This is a genomic window from Pseudonocardia nigra, from assembly GCF_019396355.1.
In the GTDB taxonomy this organism is placed as follows: Bacteria; Actinomycetota; Actinomycetes; order Mycobacteriales; family Pseudonocardiaceae; genus Pseudonocardia; species Pseudonocardia nigra.
Window position 1 is genome coordinate 40,884 of record NZ_JAHKRK010000021.1, and the last position, 20,231, is coordinate 61,114.

General features: G+C 73.2%; 20 protein-coding genes. 13 read left to right on the plus strand and 7 right to left on the minus strand.

The genetic code is table 11. From position 1 onward, the window contains the following. Positions 1 to 69 precede the first annotated feature (69 nt). A complete protein-coding gene (locus KME75_RS08315; RefSeq protein WP_219413954.1) occupies positions 70 to 930 on the minus strand; it encodes an SCO6745 family protein in 861 nt (286 codons plus the stop codon). 85 nt (positions 931 to 1,015) lie between these two features. Between KME75_RS08315 and KME75_RS08320 the strand changes: the two genes are divergently transcribed. The 5 genes from KME75_RS08320 (at position 1,016) to KME75_RS08340 (ending at position 4,894) form a co-directional block, all read left to right on the plus strand. Further along, positions 1,016 to 1,378: a BatC protein gene (locus KME75_RS08320; RefSeq protein ID WP_219413955.1), complete on the plus strand. Its 363-nt coding sequence runs from the start codon at positions 1,016 to 1,018 to the stop codon at positions 1,376 to 1,378. Then, entirely contained in the window at positions 1,368 to 2,615 is a 1,248-nt protein-coding gene (locus KME75_RS08325) for a cupin domain-containing protein (protein WP_219413956.1), read from the plus strand. Before KME75_RS08320 ends, KME75_RS08325 begins: the two co-directional genes overlap by 11 nt. Next, positions 2,612 to 3,523, plus strand: a complete 912-nt coding sequence (locus KME75_RS45725; protein ID WP_308282645.1) for a sucrase ferredoxin — start codon at positions 2,612 to 2,614, stop codon at positions 3,521 to 3,523. Before KME75_RS08325 ends, KME75_RS45725 begins: the two co-directional genes overlap by 4 nt. 185 nt (positions 3,524 to 3,708) lie before the next feature. After that, complete coding sequence (locus KME75_RS08335; RefSeq protein WP_219413957.1) at positions 3,709 to 4,671, plus strand: helix-turn-helix domain-containing protein; 963 nt, start codon at positions 3,709 to 3,711, stop codon at positions 4,669 to 4,671. Between the two features lie 19 nt (positions 4,672 to 4,690). Next, entirely contained in the window at positions 4,691 to 4,894 is a 204-nt protein-coding gene (locus KME75_RS08340) for a DUF397 domain-containing protein (RefSeq protein WP_219413958.1), read from the plus strand. Between the two features lie 406 nt (positions 4,895 to 5,300). On the opposite strand, the gene KME75_RS08345 is transcribed toward KME75_RS08340, so the two are convergent. Further along, entirely contained in the window at positions 5,301 to 6,419 is a 1,119-nt protein-coding gene (locus tag KME75_RS08345; protein WP_219413959.1) for an App1 family protein phosphatidate phosphatase, read from the minus strand. Positions 6,420 to 6,565: 146 nt separating this feature from the next. On the opposite strand from KME75_RS08345, the gene KME75_RS08350 reads away from it, so the two are divergent. Beyond that, entirely contained in the window at positions 6,566 to 7,240 is a 675-nt protein-coding gene (locus KME75_RS08350; protein WP_219413960.1) for an HAD hydrolase-like protein, read from the plus strand. 7 nt (positions 7,241 to 7,247) lie between these two features. On the opposite strand, the gene KME75_RS08355 is transcribed toward KME75_RS08350, so the two are convergent. The 3 genes from KME75_RS08355 to KME75_RS08365 all read right to left on the minus strand — a co-directional run bounded on the left by KME75_RS08355 (position 7,248) and on the right by KME75_RS08365 (position 10,333). Then, a complete protein-coding gene (locus KME75_RS08355; protein WP_219413962.1) occupies positions 7,248 to 7,661 on the minus strand; it encodes an SgcJ/EcaC family oxidoreductase in 414 nt (137 codons plus the stop codon). Between the two features lie 109 nt (positions 7,662 to 7,770). After that, the gene (gene glpK, locus KME75_RS08360) at positions 7,771 to 9,267 is read right to left on the minus strand and encodes a glycerol kinase GlpK (RefSeq protein ID WP_219413964.1); all 1,497 of its coding nucleotides are present in this window, start codon (positions 9,265 to 9,267) and stop codon (positions 7,771 to 7,773) included. Positions 9,268 to 9,568: 301 nt separating this feature from the next. Then, positions 9,569 to 10,333 carry an IclR family transcriptional regulator gene (locus KME75_RS08365; RefSeq protein ID WP_219413965.1) on the minus strand — a complete coding sequence of 255 codons (765 nt, stop codon included), beginning with the start codon at positions 10,331 to 10,333 and terminating at the stop codon, positions 9,569 to 9,571. Positions 10,334 to 10,497: 164 nt separating this feature from the next. On the opposite strand from KME75_RS08365, the gene KME75_RS08370 reads away from it, so the two are divergent. The 3 genes from KME75_RS08370 to KME75_RS08380 are packed head-to-tail and all read left to right on the plus strand — an operon-like array spanning position 10,498 to position 14,599. Then, positions 10,498 to 11,307, plus strand: coding sequence for an MIP/aquaporin family protein (locus KME75_RS08370; protein ID WP_219413966.1), 810 nt, complete (start codon positions 10,498 to 10,500; stop codon positions 11,305 to 11,307). An 18-nt stretch (positions 11,308 to 11,325) separates the two neighbouring features. Next, the gene (gene glpK, locus KME75_RS08375; protein ID WP_219413967.1) at positions 11,326 to 12,843 is read left to right on the plus strand and encodes a glycerol kinase GlpK; all 1,518 of its coding nucleotides are present in this window, start codon (positions 11,326 to 11,328) and stop codon (positions 12,841 to 12,843) included. 46 nt (positions 12,844 to 12,889) lie between these two features. Beyond that, entirely contained in the window at positions 12,890 to 14,599 is a 1,710-nt protein-coding gene (locus tag KME75_RS08380) for a glycerol-3-phosphate dehydrogenase/oxidase (protein ID WP_219413968.1), read from the plus strand. 108 nt (positions 14,600 to 14,707) lie between these two features. On the opposite strand, the gene KME75_RS08385 is transcribed toward KME75_RS08380, so the two are convergent. Further along, positions 14,708 to 15,148 carry a hypothetical protein gene (locus KME75_RS08385; RefSeq protein ID WP_219413969.1) on the minus strand — a complete coding sequence of 147 codons (441 nt, stop codon included), beginning with the start codon at positions 15,146 to 15,148 and terminating at the stop codon, positions 14,708 to 14,710. Between the two features lie 58 nt (positions 15,149 to 15,206). Between KME75_RS08385 and KME75_RS08390 the strand changes: the two genes are divergently transcribed. Together KME75_RS08390 and KME75_RS08395 are read left to right on the plus strand one after the other, a co-directional pair. Next, positions 15,207 to 16,205: a threonine ammonia-lyase gene (locus KME75_RS08390; protein ID WP_308282646.1), complete on the plus strand. Its 999-nt coding sequence runs from the start codon at positions 15,207 to 15,209 to the stop codon at positions 16,203 to 16,205. Positions 16,206 to 16,243: 38 nt separating this feature from the next. Beyond that, positions 16,244 to 17,314, plus strand: a complete 1,071-nt coding sequence (locus tag KME75_RS08395; protein WP_219413970.1) for an NAD(P)-binding domain-containing protein — start codon at positions 16,244 to 16,246, stop codon at positions 17,312 to 17,314. A 33-nt stretch (positions 17,315 to 17,347) separates the two neighbouring features. Here the strand turns inward: KME75_RS08395 and KME75_RS08400 are convergent, their stop codons facing one another. Then, positions 17,348 to 17,767: a VOC family protein gene (locus tag KME75_RS08400; protein WP_219413971.1), complete on the minus strand. Its 420-nt coding sequence runs from the start codon at positions 17,765 to 17,767 to the stop codon at positions 17,348 to 17,350. A 160-nt stretch (positions 17,768 to 17,927) separates the two neighbouring features. Here KME75_RS08400 and KME75_RS08405 point away from each other — a divergent pair, with 160 nt between their 5' ends. Both KME75_RS08405 and KME75_RS08410 read left to right on the plus strand, forming a co-directional pair. Continuing rightward, complete coding sequence (locus KME75_RS08405) at positions 17,928 to 18,500, plus strand: PadR family transcriptional regulator (RefSeq protein WP_308282647.1); 573 nt, start codon at positions 17,928 to 17,930, stop codon at positions 18,498 to 18,500. Continuing rightward, positions 18,476 to 19,999, plus strand: coding sequence for a DHA2 family efflux MFS transporter permease subunit (locus KME75_RS08410; RefSeq protein WP_219413972.1), 1,524 nt, complete (start codon positions 18,476 to 18,478; stop codon positions 19,997 to 19,999). Before KME75_RS08405 ends, KME75_RS08410 begins: the two co-directional genes overlap by 25 nt. Positions 20,000 to 20,231 lie beyond the last annotated feature (232 nt).

Consider the following 20,231-nt stretch of genomic DNA (forward strand, 5'->3'; position numbering starts at 1 on the left):
GACCTCCGCACCCTCACACCGTCATTACCAACCCTTTACCCAACGACGGTTCCGATCACCCGGTTCCCATCAGCGCGTGACGGCGAACACACCGCTCGACGGGAAGCACGCGGCAGTCAGCAGGGCGCGCACAAGCGTCCCGCCCAGTTCACCCAGCCGGGCTGCCGCCTCCGCGCCGAGGTGGGCCCACGGGTCCGCACCCAGCCGGTCGGTGTCGTGCTCGATCTGCTTCCGCAGGCCCGCCCCCTCGACGGTGAGGGCGCCGTCCGCGTCGAGCACGCCGCGGTCGCGCAGCGCCGCGACGGCCCCGTCCCACTGCTCCCGTGACCAGCCGCGGCTCGCCATCGCGAACTCCGGGAGGAAGGCACGCCCCGTCGCCGTGGCGGTGACCAGCGCCTCCAGCCCGCTGAGCCCGGCACCGAGCAGCAGCGCGACGTGTCCGTCGCCCCGGTGCTCGCGAAGGATCGACAGCGCGTGCCACAGCACGAGGTGCGGGGCATCGGGCCACTTCACCTCGGCGTGCGCGGCCGCCAGCGGCCTGCCCTCGCAGGCGCACGCCTCGGCGGCCCGGCGAGCGAGCCCGGCGGCCTCGGCCACCTCCGGGGACGCGACGACGTCGTCGCCGAGCATCCGGCGCAGGGTCGCGTCGACCGCGACGAACCGCGCCGCGACGAGCGTGGCCGGGTCGACGAGCGTCCAGGCGGCCGGGATGTGGCGCGCCACGAGATCGGGGTTGAAGTTGTAGAACGTGGCGGCCACGACGGGCGCGCCCACCGCTCCCATCGGCGCCGAGCGGCCCGCGAAGTAGCTCATCCGGCCGGGCTTCAACCCGGCGGCCGTGAGGTGTTCCTCCGTCTCGGGCGCGAAGTAGGTCATGGCGTGCAGGGGTTCGAGGCCGCGGGCGAGGCGTCCGGAGTCGCAAGGGTCCATGGTCGGCGACGCTATCGCGTAGGGCGCCGCGGTTGGGGGTAGTCCCGCCGGCAACGACTCCCCGATCAGCGAAGGAGCACGACCCATGGCACTCGACGACGACGACATGACGACCACCGCGGGCGGCGGCAACGAGGGCCCGGCCGACTCCGGCGCGGGCGGCGGCACCCCCGGCACCTCCGACGGCGGCGCCGACGGCGGCGCGGAGGGCCCCGCGGACGCGGGTGCGGGCTCGGGCAGCCCCGGTGTCTCCGACGGCGGGGCCGACGGCGGCGCCGAGGGCCCGGCCGACTCCGGCGCGGGCGGCGGCACCCCCGGCACCTCCGACGGCGGAGCGGACGGCGGCGCCGACAGCGGCGCGGAAGGCCCGGCCGACGCGGGCGCGAGCGGCACGCCCGGCGTCTCCGACGGCGGAGCGGACGGGGGCGCGGACAGCGGTGCCCGCTGAGGGCACCCGGTCGCCGAGCCGGACGGGTGACACGCTCGCCCGGCTCACCGGTACCGACGCCGCGACGTTCGCCGCGCGGCACTGGGGACGGGAGCCGCTGCTCGTCCGCGGTGCCGACACCGACGCCTTCCGCGACCTGCTCGACCTCGACGGGGTCGACGAGCTCTTGTCCCGCAGAGGGCTGCGCACGCCGTTCCTCCGGCTCGCTTGCAAGGGGACGGTGCTGGACTCCGGCGCGTTCACCGGTCCCGGCGGGGTCGGCGCGGAGATCGGCGACCAGGTCCGGGACGACCGCGTCGGCGCGCTGTTCGCCGACGGCACCACGGTGGTGCTGCAGGCGCTGCACCGCACCTGGCCCTCCGTGGCCGACCTCGCGGCGCGGCTCGGCGAGGAGCTCGGCCATCCGGTCCAGGCGAACGCGTACGTGACGCCGCCGTCGTCGCAGGGGTTCTCGGCGCACTACGACGTGCACGACGTGTTCGTGCTACAGCTCGCCGGGCGCAAGCACTGGACCGTGCACACGCCGGTGCACCCCGATCCCCTGCGCGACCAGCCGTGGAACGCCCACGCGGCCGCCGTGGCCGCGCGGGCCAGGGACGAGGCGCCCGCGATCAACGCGGTCCTCGAACCGGGCGACGCGATGTACCTGCCGCGCGGCTGGCTGCACGCCGCCACCGCGCTGGGTGAGGTGTCGGCGCACCTGACCGTCGGCGTCCACGTGGTCAGCAGATTCGCGCTCGTGGAGGCCATGACCGCGATCGTGGCGCACGACGAGCGGCTGCGCGCGTCTCTGCCATTGGGGATCGACGTGGCCGACCCCGACCAGCTCGCCCCGCACGTCGATGCCGTGCGAGGGGCTCTGGTCGACGCCGTGCAGCACCTGTCCCCCGTCGACGTCGCACGCCGGGTGCGCGCCCGGGTGTGGACCGGCGGGCGGCCCGAGCCGGTGGGCCCGGTGGCGCTGGCCGCGTTCGTCGACGGCCTCGCCGCAGGCGACGGGGTGCGGCGCCGCGCGGGCCTGCGGCACCGCCTGTCCCGTCGCGGCGAGCAGGTGCTGCTGGAGCTGCCCGACCGGCAGATCACATTGCCCCCGTCCACCGAGCCCGCCCTGCGAGCGCTGCTCGACGGCGCCCCGCGTGCCGTGGGCGACCTCCCCGGCCTGGACGAGGCCGACCAGCTGGTGCTCGTGCGCCGCCTGCTGCGCGAGGGCGTGCTGGCACCGGCAGCGCGATCGTGACGGCGGGCCGGCCGCGCTGCTCGCTCGTCGCCGAGGCGGCGGGTGACCCCCTCGAGGGCACGGCGCCGCCGGCGGCGCGGTGGTTCCTCGTCGAGCATCCAGGGCCGTGGGGTCGCGTGCCGCTCGCGCAGTCGGGCATCGACGGGGCGGCCGTCGACGCGCTCTCGGCGTGGGCGGTCGCGCAGGGCGGGCGGGTGGTCCTCGTCCGCCGCCCCGGCCGCCCGGCCGGCGCCGGCGGCACCCGCCGCTGGTTCCGCGTCGACTCCCGCCCCGGTCACGAGACGATCAGCAGCGGCCGGTTCACCGACGAGGCGGAGCTGGTGGAGGCCGTGGATGCGCCGGGAGAGCCCCATCCCGGGCCGCTGCACCTGGTGTGCACCCACGGCAGGCACGACACGTGCTGTGCGGTGCGTGGCCGCCCGCTCGCCGCCGCGCTGGCCGCGGCCGACCGCGGCGCCGTGTGGGAATGCAGTCACATCGGCGGCTGCCGGTTCGCCCCCGCGCTCGTCCTGCTCCCCCACGGTTACACGCTCGGCGGGGTCCCGCCCGCCGCCGCCGCGACCGTCGCCCAGGACTACCGCGCCGGCCTGCTCGACGCACGCTGGCTGCGCGGGCGCTCCTCGCTGCCGCCCGCCGTCCAGGCCGCGCAGCACCACGCGCGGGCCGCCACGGGTGCGCTCGGCGTCGACGCACTGCAGCTGGTCGACCTCAAGCCCGACGAGCAGCCCGACGGCTCGCCCGGCTGGCGCGTCGAGCTGGGCCACCCGGACTGCTCCGTGGTGCTGCACGAACGCACCGTCGCGACCGGGCGCCCGCTGACTTGCGCGGCCACCGCCCCCGGCCGGATGCGCGTCTTCGACCTCGTCGAGCTCACGATCGCGACCGACGCCTGGCGTTCTCCCGGCTGATCGTCTGCGCCGACTCTGCCAGCACCGCGAGCCGGCACGGCCAGATCGGGGCCGGACGGGTGGCCCAGACACACCCGGCGCACCGCCCGTCCGGGCCCTCGACGTGGTCGACGAGCAACGCCGTCCAGGTCCGGGGCCATCCGGCGAGGATCGCGGCGGCATCCGAGCGCCGGTTCTGTTCCGAGGTGGTCACGTCCCCGTACGTTCCTCACGCGAGCCACCAAGGATCGGCGCTCATCTGCAATCCCAGATGCCGCCTTCCGGATGTCACCATTCGTCCACCGACGGATACGGAGAGCGGCGTGGGCGTGCGGAACGGATCGGTCGTCCTGCGTCGGATACTGGGCCGGGAGCTGCGGCTGCTGCGCGAGGAGGCCGGGCTCACGCTGGAGCGCGCCGCCCCCGACCTCGACTGGTCCGCGAGCAAGCTCAGCCGCATCGAGACCGGCCAGCAGAAGGTCGACGTGCACGGCGTGCGCAGCATGCTCGACCTGTACGGGGCGGCGGAACGCTGGGACGAGCTCATCAGCCTGTGCCGGGAGGCGCAGCAGAAGGGCTGGTGGCAGGCGTACGGGCTCGGGGAGCGCGACTTCTACATCGGCTACGAGACCGAAGCGTGCCTCGTTCAGGATTTCACGATCGACTACGTACCCGGCCTGCTACAGGTTGCCGCCTACAGCCGCGCGCTGTTCACCTCATCGTTTGTGGACCGAACCCAGGAGGAGCTCGCAAACGCGATCAAGGTTCGGATGATCCGCCAGGAACGGCTGACCTCGGAGGATGATCCGCTGGAACTCGTCGCGGTGATCGACGAGTCTGTGCTGTACCGGGAGATCGGCGGCCCGGATGTACTGGCGGAGCAGCTGGCGCACCTTGTGGCCGCGGCCCAGCTCCCGTCGGTGACGCTGCAGGTGCTGCCCACCGTCGCATGCCAACGCGCCGCGATGGGCTCCGGGTTCACGGTCCTGAACTTCGGCGATCTCGGCGAACCGGATATGGCCTACGTCGAGCATGCGCTCGGGGCGATGCGAATGGAGAAGGAGGCCGACGTCGTCAGGGCTAGACTCATGCTCGGCCGGCTGCGGTCGGACGCCCTGAGCCCCGCCGACTCGCTGGCGCTGATCCGGCAGGTCGCTGCCAGCGCCTGATGCGAGAAAGTGGAATGCCGTGGACCTCACCGACCTGCAGTGGTTCAAGAGCAGTTTCAGCGGCGGCAACAGCAACGGCTGCGTCGAGGTGGCCTTCCTCCCCGACGGCGGCGTGGCCGTCCGCGACACCAAGGACCGCTCCCTGCCCCCGCACCGCTACACCGCCGCAGAGTGGGACGCGTTCGTGTCCGGCGTCCGCGCGGGCGAGTTCGACCGTCCCTGACTGGGGCCGGATCCTCTGCACCGCCCGTCTCACCGCGCCGACGAACCCGCCGATCAAGGCACAAACGTCGCTCCTGAACCGATTCCGAGAGGCATCAGCGCCTTGATCAGCGCCTTCCACACCCGGCCCGCCGGGGCCACGGGGTGCAGGGCATCCGCCCGTTGCCACAGCCGCCGTCGTCCCCGATGCTCCGCGCCGCCCGTGTCACCGCGCCGACGAACCCGCCGATCAAGGCACAAACGTCCCTGCTGAACCGATCCCGAGCGACATCAGCGCCTTGATCAGTGGGTTCCGCACCGAGCCACCGGCGCCACCGGTGCCAGGGGCGCCGCGGCTGTGCCTCGCCGGCGAAGCGGCGGTCGCTGCCTGTCATCCGTGGTCCGGGCGGTGCCGCAGCCCCCGTCGCTCACCCGGCCCGGATCTCCGCCACCGCCGCCGCGTCGAGGAGCCCCAGCTCGGCGGCGTGGGCGGCGATCTGCAGGCTGTCGTCCACGGCGAGCATCGGCACGCCCGCCGCGCTGACCTCGGCGGCGAGCGCGTCCACCTCCGCGATCCGGCCGGCGGCGGAGTGGCGGGTGCGGCGGATGTAGACCGCGCGGATGCGGTCCGGGTGCTCGCGCGCGAGCGTTGCGTAGATCTCCGGGTCGGCCTGGCCGCTGTCGCCGACCAGCACCAGCCCGAGTTGGGGGTGCTCGGTGAGCATCCGCCGCACCAGCCCCAGCTTGTGCTCCTGCGCGCCGATCCGGAAGAGCCCGCTGCGCGAGGGTCCCCAGTCGGTGAGCAGCAGTGGCCCGAGCGGGAACCGGCGCAGCGCGATGAACTCGAGCAGCATCTCGTGGAGGTTCCACGGGCTGGTCGAGACGTAGAAGACGGGGCTGTTCCCCGCGACCAGCGCCCGGTACAGCGCCGCCGCGCCCGGCAGCGGCGAGCGTTCGCGCACCGGGGTGAGCAGGGTGGCGCGCAGGAACTCGACACCGCGGGTCAGGCCGGTCTCGAGGATCGTGTCGTCCACGTCGCTCACCAGGCCGACCCGCGCGGCGGGGTCGACCACGAGCACCTGCGCCACGGCGGCCGTCCCGTCGGCCAGCGCCAGGCGGAACTCGTGCCAGCCGGGAGCGATGCCGTCCGGTACGTCGACGATCGCGTCGAGGTAGCCGTCGCGGTCGGCGCGCACCTGGGCCGACACGCCCGGACCGGTGATCGCGACTGCCGCCGCCGGCACCTCGACGGTCAGGAAGCGCGCGAGGCTCGCCCGCAGCACCGCGCGGCGGGACCGGCGGGTCGGCGCGGGCGCCTCCGGCACCCCCACCGCAGGAGCGGCCGCCTCCGGGCGGCCGAGCACCACGCGCCCGCCGATCCGCACCCGCGTGGTGGTGCCGTGCCCGATGAAGGGCACGATCATCGGCAGGTGCCTGCCACGGACGCGCAGCACGAGCAGCACGGCCGCCTGCACGAGGTCCTCGACGACCATCGCGAGCCGAACCGTCACCATGCGGCTGGCCGCCCGCCACCCCGAGTCGCGCATCCCGACGTCTACTCCGCCCCGTATGCCAGCAAGGTGGCAATACTGCCATCAGACGGCAGCATGGCCACCTTGCTGGCACCCGGCGGCGACCACCGCGGCGCACCCGTGCGGCCGTCCGGGCGGACATTGTCCGTACAATGCCGGTAGTGCGCACCGTCCTGCTCGACCTCGACGGCACCCTCGTCGACTCCGCGGCCACCATCACCGAGCACCTCGCGGCTGCCCTGACCGAGGTCGACTTCCCGGTGCCCGGCCAGGACCGGCTGCGCCGGCTGGTCGGGCCCCCGTTCGAGACCGCACTCCCCGAGCTCGGCCTCACCGACGAGCAGACGGCCGCGGCGATCACGGTCTACCGCAGCTCCTACGACGCCGTCGCCGCCACCATCACCCCGACGTTCCCCGGCATCCCCGCGCTCCTGGAGCGGCTGCGCGAGGACGAGCTGCGCCTGGCCGTCGCGACCTCCAAGCCCGAGGAGCTCGCCCGCAAGATCGTGTCCGGGGTCGGGATCGAGGGGCACTTCGAGCTGGTCGGGGGTGCCGACCACGTCGGAGGCCGGGTCGGGAAGGCGGCAGTCGTCCGCTCGGTCCTCGACCGCCTCGGCGTCGACCCGGCCCGCGAGCCCGTGGTGATGGTCGGCGACCGGCACCACGACGTCGACGGCGCGGCCGAGCACGGCGTACCCACGATCGCGGTGGAATGGGGGTACGCCGAACCCGGCGAGCTCCACGGCGCCCGCCTCGTCGTCGCCGACCTCGACGAGCTGGCCGCCGCGCTGCGGGGCGACGAGGTGTGGTCCACCGTCGCAGCGCTCCGCGGTTGACCGGCGGTCACTCCTCGTCGACGACGACCGTGTTCTGGGCGGCGGTCAGCATCCATCGCCCGTCTTCCTTGGTCATCACGTACATGGGGCTGCCCACGTAGCCTTCGCCGGCCGACCGGGAGACCTGACGTACCTTGACGGCGGCGACGTCCGGCCGCAGGAACAGCACGTGCTCCACCTCGAACGTGACCGTCGATTCGCGCATCGCGCCGGGCAGCACCTGTTGTGTGAACGCCGCGATCGCGTCCCGGCCGAACAGCCGCCTGCCGTGCCCCGTCGTCCAGATCGCGTCCTCGCGGAACAGCCCGACGAACTCCTCGACCAGCTCGTTGTTCTGTGAGTGCTCGACGGTGGCGACCACCTCCTTGATCGCCGCGATCTCGGCCTCACGCGTCCGCTCGTCAACCCCATCACTGATCATGCAAGTGATCCTAATACTTGCAGTTGAGTCCAGGTCCAGCGATCGGCGATGTGGCGGGCACCCGACAGCACAGATCCGCTGAGCTGCGTGCACCGACGACCCGGTCGCGCTAGTCCCCCGCGGGCGTCTGCACCCACCCGTAGCTGCGGTTCACCGCCCGTCCCCAGTTCTCGCGCTCGCGGGCGCGCAGTGCGGCGTCCATCGCCGGTTCCCACGCCGCCGCGCGGTGCCAGTTGGCGCGCAGCACCTCCACGTCCGACCAGTGGCCCACCGCCAGCCCGGCTGCGTAGGCCGCGCCGAGCGACACCGCCTCCGACCCGAGCGGCCGCTCGACCCGCACGTCGAGCACGTCGGCGACGAACTGCATGAGCAGGTGGTTGGCCGTCATCCCGCCGTCGACCTTGAGCCGGGTGACGGGCACGCCCGAGTCGGCGTTCATCGCGTCGACGACCTCACGGGTCTGCCAGCCGGTGGCCTCCAGCACCGCGCGGGCGAGATGCCCGCGGTTGATGAACGACGTCAGGCCCACCATCACGCCGCGGGCGTCCGGGTGCCAACGCGGCGAGTACAACCCGGAGAACGCGGGGACGATGTAGCAGCCCCCGTTGTCCGGCACGGTGCTCGCGAGCGTCTCGATCTGCGCGGCGGTGGGGATCATCCCCAGCGAGTCGCGGAACCACTGCACCAGTGAGCCCGTCATCGCGATGGCGCCTTCCAGCGCGTAGACCGGCGCGTCGCCGAGCAGGTACCCGACCGTCGGGATCAGCCCGTGCGTCGACTCCGCCAACGTGCTCCCGGTGTTCATCAGCAGGAACGCGCCGGTACCGTAGGTGCACTTCACCTCGCCCGGTGAGAAGCAGGCCTGGCCCACGAGCGCGGCCTGCTGGTCGCCCAGCGCGCCCGCCACCGGCACCCCGGGCAGCACCGTGGTGCACGTGCCGTAGACCTCGGCGTTGGGCCGAATCTCCGGCAGCATCCGCCGCGGCACGGCCAGCACGTCGAGCAGCTTCTCCGACCACTCGAGCGTGCGGACGTCCATCAGCATCGTGCGGCTCGCGTTCGTCACGTCGGTGACGTGGCGGCCGGTGAGGCGCCAGATCAGCCAGGTCTCGATCGTCCCGAACAGCACGTCGCCCGCCTCGGCGCCCTCGCGGGCGCCGGGGACGTGGTCGAGCAGCCAGCGCAGCCGCGGACCGGCGAAGTAGGTGGCGGGCGGCAGGCCGCATATCTCCTTGATCAGCGGGGCGTGGCCGTCCTCGGCCAGGCGCGCGACGATGCCGTCGGTGCGCGTGTCCTGCCAGGTGATCGCCCTGGCCAGCGGCACGCCCGTGTGTCGGTTCCAGATCACGGTGGTCTCGCGCTGGTTGGCGATGCCGAGGCCGACGAGGTTGTCCGGGCTGAGCCCGGCGTTGCGCAGCGCCGCGGGGACGACCCGCGTGACGTTGCGCCAGATCTCGGCGGCGTCGTGCTCCACGAGCCCGGGGCGCGGGTAGTGCTGGCGGTGCTCGCGCTGGGCGACGGCGAGCATCCGCCCGGACCGGTTGAACAGCAGGCACCGGGTGGACGTGGTGCCCTGGTCGATCGCCGCGACGACCCGCTCAGTCATGCCGTCCCCCCGCGAGTCGCCCGAAAACGACACGCGAGTCGCCCCGAATCGACACGCGAGTCGCGCTGAATCGACACGCGATTCGCTCGAAAACGACGGTCGAGTTGTCCCGGACGAGGCGCGAGCGCCCGAGGGCGACTCGCGTGGCCAAACCGGGCGACTCGGCGGGCAGGAACAGGCGACTCGGCTGGCCAAAGCGGGCGACTCGGCTGGCCAAAGCGGCCGACTCGGCTGGCGGGAGCTGGCGACTCGCGCGGCCAAAGCGGGCGACTCGTGTGGCGGGGACGGGCGACTCGCGGGGTCACGGCGTCACCGTCAGGGACGCCGAGATCTCCCGGGCGGCCCCGACGAGCTGCTCGGCCAGCCACGGGCGCAGCTCCCCGCCCAGCCCGAACAGGTCCTCCACCGGCCCCACGACGCCCAGCGCGCCGACCACCATCCCGCCGCTGGCCCGCACCGGGGCCGCCGCACCGCCCACGCCCGTCTCGTACTCGCCGACGTCGCTCGCCCACCCGCGCCGCCGCGCCACTCCGAGGTGCCCCTCGAGCGCCGCGACGGTGACGCAGGTGCGCCCGGTCCAGCGCTGCAGGTCGAGGTCACGGGCGGGCGGCGTGGCCACCGGGGCGAACGCGAGCAGGCACTTGCCGAGCGCCGTCGCGTGCAGCGGCTGCTCCTCCCCCGTCCGGATCCGCTGCGCCGAGCCGTCGGGCCGGAACACGTGGTGCACGAGCCGCACGGCGCGACCGGTGGCCACCCCGAGCACGACGGCGAGCCCGGAGCTGCCGGCCAGCGAGTCGGCCCAGTTCATGGCGCGGGCCCGCAGGTCGTGGGGGTCCCACCCGCCCCTGCCGAGCTCGCGGAGCCCGGCGCCGAGCACGTAGCGGGAGGTCTCCACGTCCTGGTCGACGAACCCCACGTCGCGCAGCGTCCGGACGATGCCGTGTGCGGTGGGCCGGGGCAGGTCCAGCGCGGCCGCGAGCTCGTTCAGCCCGAGCGGACGCTCCGTGCTGCCCAGCAGCCGCAGTACCGCTGCGGCCCGCTCGATGGACTGGATGGAGCCCGGCATGGGCGGGACTCTACGCAGCGCGCCGGAGGCCCCGGATCAGCAGTGTGATGTTCGCCCGACCGGGGGTTCGACAATGCCGAACAGTAACTATTGACCCGCCTCCCGCCGCTTTCTAGCGTCCCCCGCACCCGCCACCGGGGCGGGATCTCTCAGGGAGGGCTTCGATGGCGAAGAACTCGTACATCGGGGAGCTATTTGCCGAGTTCCTCGGCACCATGATCCTCATCCTGTTCGGCGTCGGCGTCGTCGCCCAGGTGGTGACGACGCCCGACGGGAGCCTCGGCGACCACGACTCGATCGCCTGGGCCTGGGGCTTCGGCGTGATGTTCGGCGTGTACGTGGCGGGCCGGATCAGCGGCGCGCACATCAACCCGGCGGTGACGATCGCGTTGGCCGCGTTCCAGGGCTTCCCCTGGCGCAAGGTCCTGCCGTACTCGCTCGCCCAGACCGCCGGGGCGTTCGTGGCGGCCCTCATCGTCCGCTTCGTGTACGCCGACCTGATCGCCAAGGTCGACCCCGAGCACACCATCGCCAGCCAGGGCATCTTCTCCACGCTGCCGGGCAACGGGGTGGACGGCGTCGGCATCCCGACCGCCTTCTTCGACCAGATCGTCGGCACCGCGATCCTCGTCTTCGTGATCTTCGCGCTGGTCAACGCCCGGAACAACCCGCCGCTGGCGAACACCGCCCCGTTCATGATCGGCCTGCTCGTGGTCGGGATCGGCATGGCGTGGGGCGCGAACGCGGGCTACGCGATCAACCCCGCCAGGGACTTCGGGCCGCGTCTCGCGTCGTTCATCACGGGCTATGAGACCGCCTGGCTCGACCAGAACGGCGTCGTCTACTTCTGGCTACCGATCGTGGCGCCGATCATCGGCGGGCTCATCGGCGGCGGGCTGTTCCAGCTGCTCGTGAACCGCTACATCCCGTCCGAGGACGTGGCCACCCCCGTGGGCCGCGACGTCCCCCAGTAACGAGCGAGGAGACAACTCATGGCCGAGTTCGTCGGTGCCGTCGACCAGGGCACGACCAGCACCCGCTTCATGATCTTCGACCACTCCGGCAACGAGGTGGGCCGCCACCAGCTGGAGCACGAGCAGATCCTCCCGCAGGCGGGCTGGGTCGAGCACAACCCGGTCGAGATCCTGGAACGCACGTCCGCGGTGCTGCAGACCGCGCTGAACAAGACCAAGCTGTCCGCTTCCGACCTCGTCGCGCTGGGCATCACCAACCAGCGCGAGACGGCCGTGGTGTGGGACAAGCGCACCGGGCGTCCGCTCTACAACGCGATCGTCTGGCAGGACACCCGCACCGACCGCATCGCCTCCGCTCTGGAGCGCGACGGCCGCGGCGACGTGATCCGGCAGAAGGCGGGCCTGCCTCCTGCCACGTACTTCTCCGGCGGCAAGATCCAGTGGATCCTCGAGAACGTCGACGGCGCACGGGAGGCGGCCGAGCGCGGCGACGCGATCTTCGGCAACACCGACACCTGGCTGCTGTGGAACCTCACCGGCGGCAAGGACGGCGGCGTGCACGTCACCGACGTCACCAACGCCAGCCGCACGATGTTGATGAACCTCGAGACGCTCGACTGGGACGACGAGCTGCTCGGCTTCTTCGGCATCCCGCGGTCGATGCTGCCGGAGATCCAGCCCAGCTCGAAGCCCGGCGGCTACGGCAGCACCCTCGCCCGCGGCCCGCTCGGCGGCGAGGTCCTGATCACCGGGGACCTCGGCGACCAGCAGGCGGCCACCGTCGGCCAGGTCTGCTTCGCCCCCGGCGAGGCGAAGAACACCTACGGCACCGGCAACTTCATGCTGCTCAACACCGGTACCGAGCTGGTGCGCTCGCAGGCCGGGCTGCTGTCCACCGTCTGCTACAAGTTCGGGGACGAGCCGGTGGTGTACGCCCTGGAGGGCTCCATCGCCGTCACCGGGTCGGCCGTGCAGTGGCTGCGCGACCAGCTCGGGATCATCTCGGGGGCGTCGCAGAGCGAGTCGCTGGCCCGCCAGGTGGAGGACAACGGCGGGGTGTACTTCGTCCCGGCGTTCTCCGGGCTGTTCGCGCCGTACTGGCGCTCCGACGCCCGCGGCGCGATCGTCGGGCTCTCCCGGTACAACACCAACGCGCACCTCGCCCGGGCCACTCTCGAGTCGATCTGCTATCAGAGCCGCGACGTCGCCGAGGCGATGGAAAAGGACTCCGGGGTCACCCTCGACGTGCTCAAGGTCGACGGCGGCGTCACCGCCAACGAGCTGTGCATGCAGATCCAGGCCGACGTGCTCGGCGTGCCGGTGAGCCGGCCCGTCGTCGCGGAGACCACGGCACTCGGTGCGGCGTACGCGGCCGGGCTCGCCGTCGGGTTCTGGAAGAACACCGACGAGCTGCGCGCCAACTGGAACGAGTCGCGGCGCTGGCAGCCGCAGTGGTCCGAGGAGCAGCGCTCGAACGGGTACGAGCGCTGGAAGAAGGCCGTCACCAGGACGTTGGACTGGGTGGACGTGGACTGATCCGGGAAGTCCGTCCCCGGTCCACGCACGCGAGAAGGGAACCACCATGAGATCGGTCGCGCTCTCCCCACAGGCCCGCGAGGCCGCGTTGGACGCCATGAGCTCGACCGAACTCGACGTGTTGGTCGTCGGCGGCGGTGTCGTGGGCAGCGGGGCTGCCCTCGACGCCGCCACCCGCGGCCTCACCGTCGGGCTCGTCGAGGCCCGCGACTTCGCCTCCGGCACGTCGAGCCGATCGAGCAAGCTCATCCACGGCGGCCTGCGCTACCTCGAGATGCTCGACTTCCGGCTGGTGGCGGAGGCCCTGCAGGAACGCGGGCTGCTCATCGACACGCTGGCGCCGCACCTGATCCGGCCGGTGCCGTTCATCTACCCGCTCACCCACCACGTGTGGGAGCGGTTCTACGCGGGCGCGGGAGTGGCGCTCTACGACACGCTCGGGCTGCTGTCGGGTAGGGCCCGAGGGGTGCCCCACCACCGGCACCTCACCCGCCGCGGGGCGCGCAGGATCGTGCCGTCCCTGCGCAAGGACGCCCTGGTCGGGGCGCTGCAGTACTACGACGCGCAGGTCGACGACGCCCGGCACACCATGTTCCTCGCGCGCACGGCCGCCGCCTACGGCGCGCACGTCGCGTCCCGGGCCCGCGTCGTCGGGCTGCTGCGTGAGGGCGAGCGGGTCACCGGCGCCGAGGTGCACGACCTGGAGTCCGGCCGCACGATCCAGGTGCGTGCGAAGCAGATCGTCAACGCCACCGGCGTGTGGACCGACGAGACGCAGGGCCTGGTGGGCGAGCGCGGGCAGTTCCACGTGCGAGCCAGCAAGGGCATCCACCTCGTCGTCCCGCGCGACCGCATCCGCGGCGACTCCGGGCTGATCCTGCGCACCGAGAAGTCCGTGTTGTTCGTCATCCCGTGGGGCCGGCACTGGATCATCGGCACCACCGACACGGACTGGAAGCTCGGCCTCGCCCACCCGGCCGCCAGTGCCGCCGACATCGACTACCTGCTCGACCACGTCAACTCCGTGCTGGAGCAGCCGCTCACCCACGAGGACGTCGAGGGCGTGTACGCCGGGCTGCGGCCGCTGCTGTCGGGCGAGTCGGAGTCGACGTCGAAGCTGTCGCGCGAGCACGCCGTGGCGCACACGGTGCCCGGGCTCGTCGTCGTGGCCGGCGGGAAGTACACGACCTACCGGGTCATGGCGAAGGACGCCATCGACGCAGCGGTGCACGGGCTCCACACGAAGGTGCCGCCGTCGGTCACCGAGAACGTGCCGCTGCTGGGCGCGGAGGGATTCGCCGCGCTGAAGAACTCCGCGCACGTGCTCGCGGAGCAGTACGGGCTGCACGTGGCGCGGATCGAGAACCTGCTCGGCCGCTACGGCTCGCTGATCCACGAGGTGCTGGCGCTGGTCGTCGACGACCCGAGCCTCGGCGAGCCGCTCACCGGCGCGCCCGACCACCTGCGCGCCGAGATCGTCTACGCGGCGTCGCACGAGGGCGCCCGGCACCTGGACGACGTGCTCGCCCGGCGCACCCGGATCTCCATCGAGACCTTCGACCGGGGCCTCGGCGCCGTCGAGGAGGCCGCCCGGCTCGTCGCGCCCGTGCTGGGCTGGAGCGACGAGCAGATCGAGCGCGAGGTGGAGCACTATCGCAAGCGCGTGGAGGCCGAGCGGGAGAGCCAGAAGATGCCCGACGACGAGACGGCCGACTCCGCCCGGATGGGCGCCCCGGAGGTCGTGCCGCTGGCGTGAGCCCGCCGTGGATCGCAGTCGTGGATTGCAGTAAAGCCACTTTCATGCCACGTGGTTGCGTGAAAGTGGCTTTGCTGCAACTCGGTCGGGCGGAACGGCGCGGGCGGCTCAGTCCTCGTCCCACACGGCCAGCAGGCTGACGAGCACGAACACCTGCACGGGCAGCGGCAGTCCGGGCAGCTCGGCCTCCGCTTCGCCCCGCCACGCGCTGGTGCGCCGCACCGACCCGGCCCGCTCGCCGTCGCGGACGAGCACCTGCTCGCTGCGGAACACCGCGGGCCGCTCGAACCGGTGCGTGACGCCGTCGGCCTCGAGCGTCCACTCCAGCCGCCCGACCCCGTCGGCCAGTGCGACGACGCCGCCGTCGGCGTCGAGCAGGCGGTAGCGGCGTCCGGTCCAGCCACCCCGGGCCACGTCGTAGTGCCGGCCGGCGAGCTCGAACGACCCGCCGCCGAAGAACGACGACGGCTTCCAGCTGCACAGGCTCGCCTCGTCGCAGGTGATCTCGTAGCGGGTGCTCAGCAGCCCCGCCCGCGACGCGCGCAGCACGCCGCCAGCCCACCACCCCGGCCCGCGATGCGCCAGCCCCGGGATTAGCGTGATGCCTGTGGGCGATCTGATCGGACTCGAGGACATCGAAGCGGCGGCGGAGCGGATCGCCGGGCACGTCGTACGCACGCCGACGGTGCCGAGCCCCGGGCTGGCGGCGCACCTCGGCGTGCCGGTCTCCGTCAAGCTCGAGCTGCTGCAGCGCACCGGTTCGTTCAAGCCCCGCGGGGCCTTCCTCAAGCTGCTGAGCCTCTCGGACGCCGAACGCGCCGCGGGCGTGGTGGCGGTCAGCGGCGGCAACCACGGCGTCGCGCTCGCCGACGCCGCCGGGTCGCTCGGCGTCGCGGCCACCATCGTGATGCCGGAGTCGGCCCCGCGGCGGTCCGTCGCGACCGCCAGGGCGGCGGGCGCCACGGTCACCCTCACCCCCGACATGCAGGGCGCTTTCGCCCTCACCACGGAACTGCAGGCCGGCGGGCTCACGCTGGTGCACCCGTTCGACGACCCGCTCGTCGTCGCCGGGCAGGGCACGGTCGGCCTCGAGTTCGCCGCCGACGCCCCGGACGTCACCGACGTGCTGGTCAGCATCGGCGGCGGCGGGTTGATCGCGGGTGTGGCGGCCGCGTTCCGGGCGCTCGTGCCGGGCGTGCGGGTGTGGGGCGTGGAGACCGAGGGCGCCGACGCGATGGCGCGGGCGCTCGCCGTGGGCGCCCCGGTCTCGATCGCGCCGACCTCCATCGTCAGCACGCTCAGCGCACCGCACGTGTCCACGTTGACCCTCGAGCACGCGCAGGCCCTGCTCGAGGACGTGATCGTCGTGCCCGACGCCGACGCCGTGCGCGGCTCGCTCACCCTCGCCGAGGAGGCGAAGATGTGGACCGAGCCGGCCGCCGGCTGCCTGGTCCCGGCCGCGCAGCAGGTGCTCGACCGGGTCGGCCCGGACGCCCGGCTCGGCCTCGTCGTGTGCGGCGGCAACGTCACGGCCACCGACGTGGCCGGCTGGGTCGAGCGGTTCGCGGCCACCCCGTTCGCGCCGCGGGTGCCCGTCACGCCATAGCCGGGAAGTCCCGGGGCCGGCCGGGCGTTCCACGGGACGTGCGCACGGACGTCGTCGTGATCGGGGCCGGACAGGCCGGGCTCTCGGCCGCCTACGGGCTGCGGCGCGCCGGGCTCGAACCCGGCGCGGACTTCGTGGTGCTCGACCGCGAGGACGGCCCGGGCGGGGCGTGGCGGCACCGCTGGCCGACCCTGCGGGTGGACGACGCCCACCGCATCTCCGACCTCCCCGGGCTGCCGTTCGAGCCCGCCGACCCCACGCTGCCGGCCGCCCAGGTGGTGCCCGCCTACTTCGACGCCCACGAGCGCGTGTTCGACCTGCAGGTCCGCAGGCCGGTGCACGTCTCGGCGGTGCGGGACGCGGCACCGAACCTGCTCGTCGAGACCGACGTGGGCACCTGGCGGACGCGGGCGTTGATCAACGCCACCGGCACGTGGACGCGCCCGTTCCGCCCCAGCTACCCCGGCCAGGACACCTTCCGTGGCAGCCAGCTGCACACCGTCGACTACACCGGGCCGGACGAGTTCGCCGGGCGGCGCGTGGTCGTGGTCGGCGGCGGCACGTCCGCGGTGCAGCTGCTGCTGGAGATCACCCCGGTCGCGGCGGCGACCACCTGGGTCACGCGCCGCCCGCCGGTGTTCCGCGACGGCCCCTTCGACGCCGACGCCGGACGCGCGGCCGTCGCCCGTGTGGAGGAGCGGGTGCGCGCCGGGTTGCCACCGGAGAGCGTGGTCGGGGTGACCGGCCTGATGCTCACCCCCGAGGTGCGCGCGGGGCTGGACTCGGGTGTGCTGCACCGGCTGCCGATGTTCGAGCGGATCATCCCGGACGGCGTGGCGTGGGCGGACGGCTCCACCGCGGCGGCCGACGTGATCCTGTGGGCCACCGGCTGGCGGGCCGCCCTCGGCCACCTCACCCCGCTGCAGCTGCGCGGGCCGGGTGGCGGGATCGCCGTCGACGGCACCCGCGTGCGCTCCGACCCCCGGATCCACCTGGTGGGCTACGGCCCGAGCGCCAGCACCATCGGGGCCAACCGGGCGGGACGCGCGGCGGCCCGCGAGGTGCTGGCGTTCCTCGCCGGGCGGCCGTCCGGGGCCCTCGCCGGCTAGCTGGTTCGTCCCCGCGAGTCGGCGGGCGGACCCTCAGGCCTGCTGCTGCAGCTCCGCGAAGGCCGCCGTGTCCATGTACATGACCTCCCAGATGTGCCCGTCGAGGTCCTGGAAGCTCCAGCCGTACATGAAGCCGTGGTCCTGCTTGTCGTCGGCGGGGCCGGCCCCGGCCCGGAACGCCGCCTCGACCAGGTCGTCCACCTCCTGCCGGCTGCCGGCGCCGATCGCGAAGATCGCCTCGGTGCCCGTGGTGGAGTCGACGATCGACTTCTTGGTGAAGTCGGCGAACCGGCCGTGGTCGAGCAGCATGAACGCGGTGTCGTCGTTGACGATCATGGAGGCGGCGTGCTCGTCGGTGAACTGCGGGTCGAACGTGAATCCGAGCTCGGTGAAGAACGCGATGGACGCCTGGACGTCCTTGACGGCGATGTTGACGTACAGCTTGCGGGACATGCGTCCTCCGGGTGCTCGGGGCCGGTCGGCCGGGGTACACCGAGGCAGACCGGGGCGGCGCCGGGAACTCATCGGTGCGCAGGAACACAGGGCCACCCCTCCCACTCCGCGCATACTATTCGGCGTGGAGTAATCAGCAAGGAGCAACCGGAGGGGTGACGTGCCGGCCGTGACGCCGCTGGGCGTGAGCGTGCTCGCCCTGCTGAGCGAACGCCCCATGCACCCGTACGAGATGTACCGCCTGCTGCTGGAACGGCACGCGGACCGGATCGTCAAGGTCCGGCCCGGCTCGCTGTACCACACCGTCGACCGCCTGGCCGAGCAGGAGCTCGTCGAGGCCACCGGTACCGACCGCGCCGGAGGCCGCCCGGAACGCACCACCTACCGGATCACCCCGGCGGGCCGCGAGGCGCTCGCCGAGCGGATCCGGGCGCTGCTCGCCACGCCGGTCAACGAGTACCCGCAGTTCCCCGTCGCCCTCGCCGAGGCGCACAACCTCCCCCGGGCCGAGGTGATCGACCTGCTCACCACCCGGGCCGACCGGCTGGAGGCCGCCGTCACCGAGATCGCCGGGCTGCTCGCCGCCGCCCGGGAGCGCTCGGTCGCGGAGGCCTACGTGCTCGCCGGCCGGTACGCCCACGACATGCACGCCGCCGAACTGGGCTGGCTCCGCCGCCTGATCGACCGGCTGGAACGGAAGGAACTGCCATGGCCGCCCTACGACAACCCGTGACGGGCGGCGAGGTCGGCCCCTGGCCCGCGCTCTGGGCGCTCGTCCTGGGGTTCTTCATGATCCTCGTGGACTCGACCATCGTCTCGGTCGCCACGCCCGCGATCATGGCGGACCTCGGCGCCGACGTGAACGCCGTCGTCTGGGTCACCAGCGCCTACCTGCTCGCGTACGCGGTGCCACTGCTGGTCACCGGCCGGCTGGGCGACCGGTTCGGGCCGAAGCGGGTCTACCTCGCCGGCCTCGCCACGTTCACGGTGGCGTCGCTGTGGTGCGGCCTCACCGGCAGCGTCGACCAGCTCGTCGTCGCCCGGATCCTGCAGGGGCTCGGGGCGTCGATGATGACCCCGCAGACCATGGCGGTGATCACCCGGACGTTCCCCGCCGACCAGCGCGGCCGGGCGATGAGCCTGTGGGGCGCGGTGGCCGGGGTCGCCACGCTCGTGGGCCCGATCCTCGGCGGCATACTCATCGACGGGCTCGGCTGGGAATGGATCTTCTTCATCAACGTCCCGGTCGGCGTGGTGGGGTTCGTCCTCGCCGTCCGCCTCGTCCCCGCGCTGCCCACCCACGTCCACCGCTTCGACCTGCTCGGCGTGGCGCTGAGCGCGGTCGGGATGTTCCTGCTCGTGTTCGGCATCCAGGAGGGCCAGACCTACGACTGGGGCACCATCGCCGGGCCGATCTCGGTGTGGTCGCTGATCGGCGCGGGCGCGGTCGTGCTGGCCCTGTTCCTCGTCTGGCAGGCGCGCAACCGCGGGGAACCGCTGGTCTCGCTGCAGCTGTTCCGCGACCGCAACTTCAGCCTGGCCAACGTGGCGATCACCACCGTCGGGTTCGCCGTCACCGCGATGGCGTTCCCACTGATGCTCTACGCGCAGCAGGTGCGCGGGCTCAGCCCCACCGGGTCGGCCCTGCTCCTCGCGCCGATGGCCGTCATCGCCGGCGGCCTGGCCCCGTTCGTCGGCAGGCTGACCGACCGTGCTCACCCACGGGTCGTCGCAGGCGTCGGCCTGCTCAGTTTCCCCGTGGCGCTGGTGTGGCTCGCCGCAGTCCTCGGCCCCGACGTGCCGATCTGGCAGCTGCTGCTCCCGATCGCGCTGCTGGGCATCGCCAACGGCTTCATGTGGGCCCCGATCAGCACCACCGCCACCCGCAACCTGCCCATGACCCGGGCGGGCGCGGGCTCGGGCGTCTACAACACCACGCGGCAGGTCGGAGCCGTGCTCGGCAGTGCGGGCATCGCGGCGGTCATGCAGTCCCGGCTGGCCGCGCTCCTGCCCGCCGCCCCGGCGAGCGGCGGCGCCGAGGCCGGCGCGGGCGGGGGCGTGCTGCCGCCCGCCCTGCACGAGGGCTTCAGCGCGGCGATGGCCCAGTCGCTGCTCCTGCCCGCCGCCGTGCTCGTGATCGGCCTCGTCGCCGTGCTCTGCTTCGCCACGCCCGAGCACCTGCGCCGGCCGCAGACAGCCCGGCGGACCCCGGCGCCGGTGGCCGGACAGTAGCGGGCGACGATCGCCCGTCGCCCGTCCGTCGCCGGTTGCAGCAAAGCCACTTTCACGCAACGAGGTTGCAGGAAAGTGGCTGTCAGGAGAATCGACCGCAGCCTATGAGGCCTTGGCGAGTGTGACCTCGTATCCGAGGTCTTGGAGTGCCTTGAGGTGGCGGTCGCGGCGACGGTCGGGGCTGTCGTGGCGGCGGAGGAAGTAGTCGCCTCCGAGGTCGTCGTAGTCAGCG